Raw genomic sequence first — 2,709 nt, forward strand, 5'->3', positions numbered from 1 at the left:
CGGGTACCTGCGGGAGCTGCTGCCCCGCCGACCCGACCTCAAGGTGATCATCACCTCGGCGACCATCGAGACCGACCGGTTCGCCAAGCACTTCGCTGACACCGAGGGCAGTCCCGCGCCGGTCGTCGAGGTCTCCGGACGCACCTATCCGGTCGAGGTCCGCTACCGCCCGCTGGTCGAGCTCGCCGAGGGCGAGGACGACGGCGACGCCGACGAGGAGAACGTCCGCGACCAGATCCAGGCGATCGGCGACGCCGTCGAGGAACTGGCCGCCGAGGGCCCCGGCGACATCCTGGTCTTCCTCAGCGGCGAGCGGGAGATCCGGGACACCGCCGACGCGCTGGGCAAGCTGGTGCAGAAGAAGCGAACGCTGCTCGGCACCGAGATCCTGCCGCTGTACGCGCGGCTCTCCTCCGCCGAGCAGCACCGGGTCTTCGCCGCGCACAACTCCCGTCGGGTGGTGCTCGCCACCAACGTCGCGGAGACCTCGCTGACAGTGCCCGGCATCAAGTACGTGGTGGACCCGGGCACCGCCCGCATCTCCCGCTACTCCAGCCGGCTCAAGGTGCAGCGGCTGCCGATCGAGCCGATCTCCCAGGCCTCGGCCAACCAGCGCAAGGGCCGCTGCGGCCGTACGTCGGACGGCATCTGCATCCGCCTCTACGACGAGCAGGACTTCGCGTCCCGGCCCGAGTTCACCGACCCGGAGATCCTGCGGACCAACCTGGCCTCGGTCATCCTCCAGATGACAGCGATCGGGCTCGGCGACCTCGCCGCGTTCCCGTTCATCGACCCGCCGGACAAGCGCAACATCACCGACGGTGTCAATCTGCTGCACGAGTTGGGCGCGTTGGACCCGACCGAGGCCGACCCGGCGAAGCGGCTCACCGCGCTCGGTCGGCGGCTGGCCCAGCTGCCTGTCGACCCGCGACTGGCCCGGATGGTGGTCGAGGGCGAGCGCAACGGCTGCGCCACCGAGGTGCTGGTGATCGCCGCCGCGCTCTCCATCCAGGACCCGCGGGAGCGACCGGCGGAGAAGCAGGCCCAGGCCGACCAGGCGCACGCCCGGTTCGCCGACAAGGAGTCGGACTTCGTCGCCTACCTCAACCTGTGGCGTTACCTGCGCGAGCAACAGCGCGAGCTGTCCTCCAGCGCCTTCCGCCGGATGTGCAAGGCGGAGTACCTGAACTACCTGCGGATCCGCGAGTGGCAGGACATCGTCAGCCAACTGCGCCAGGTGCTGCGTACCCCGGGCGAGGGCGACCGGCGCGGTGGACGGCCGGCGCGCGACACCCCGGCCGACGCGGACGCCGGCCGGGCCCGCCGTGGTGGCGCGGACCTGCCGGAGGAGATCGACACCCCGAAGGTGCACCAGTCGCTGCTGCCCGGCCTGCTGTCGCACATCGGCCTCAAGGACGCCCAGAAACACGAGTACCTGGGGGCGCGGGGGGCGAAGTTCGCTGTCTTCCCCGGATCGGCGTTGTTCAAGAAGCCGCCGCGCTGGGTGATGGCCGCCGAGTTGGTGGAGACGTCCCGGCTGTGGGGCCGCATCGCCGGTCGGGTCGAGCCGGAGTGGGTCGAGCCGCTGGCGCAGCACCTCGTCAAGCGCAGCTACAGCGAGCCGCACTGGGAGAAGAAGCAGGCCGCGGTGATGGCCTACGAGAAGGTCACCCTGTACGGCGTTCCGCTGGTCAGCTCCCGCAAGGTCAACTTCGGGCGGATCGACCCGACGCTGAGCCGGGAGCTGTTCATCAGGCACGCCCTGGTCGAGGGTGACTGGCAGACCCACCACCAGTTCTGGGCGGAGAACAAGCGGCTGCTCGCCGAGATCGAGGAGCTGGAGAGCCGGGCCCGACGCCGGGACATCCTGGTCGACGACGAGACCATCTTCGGCTTCTACGACCAGCGGATCCCGGCCGACGTCTCCTCCGGCCGGCACTTCGACTCGTGGTGGAAGAAGACCCGCCGCGAGCGACCCGACCTGCTCACCTTCACCCGCGACCTGCTGATCAACGATGGCCGCGCGGGCGTGGCCGAGGACGACTACCCGGACGCGTGGAAGACCGACGGGGTGAGCCTCCCGCTGACGTACCGGTTCGAGCCGGGCACGCCGGACGAAGGCGTCACAGTGGACATCCCGCTGCCGCTGCTCAACCAGGTGCCGGCGGAGAGCTTCGACTGGCAGGTGCCGGGGCTGCGCGAGGAGACGGTGATCGCGCTGATCCGCTCGCTGCCGAAGGCGATCCGCCGCAACTTCGTCCCGGTGCCGGACTACGCCCGGGCCGCCCTGGCGGCGATCACGCCCGGCGAGGAGTCGCTGCTGGACGCGCTCACCCGGCAGCTGCGCCGGATGACCGGGGTGACAGTGCCCCGCGACGCCTGGGAGCCGGGCAAACTCCCGGCGCACCTGCGGGTGACCTTCCGGGTGCTCGGCGACGACGAGAAGCCGGTCGCGGAGGGCAAGGACCTGCCGGCCCTGCAACGCCAACTCCGCCAGGAGGTACGCCAAACGGTGGCGGCCGCCGCGCCGGAGGTGGCCCGCACGGGCCTGCGGGAGTGGAGCATCGGCACGCGGCCCCGCACCATCGAGCAGGTCCGGGCCGGCTACGCGGTCACCGCGTACCCGGCGCTGGTGGACGAGGGCGCCACGGTCGGGGTGCGGGTGTTCGACTCCCGCGCCGAGGCGGAGGCGGCGCACTGGGCGGGAAC

1 protein-coding gene is annotated in these 2,709 nt (G+C 71.2%); it reads left to right on the forward strand.

Going from position 1 to position 2,709, the window contains the following annotated elements:
* On the forward strand, positions 1–2,709 hold a 2,709-nt coding region (gene hrpA / locus KBX53_RS28855; RefSeq protein WP_210862743.1), incomplete at both ends, for an ATP-dependent RNA helicase HrpA.

This window comes from Micromonospora sp. M51, assembly GCF_018070305.1.
Lineage (GTDB): Bacteria > Actinomycetota > Actinomycetes > Mycobacteriales > Micromonosporaceae > Micromonospora > Micromonospora parva.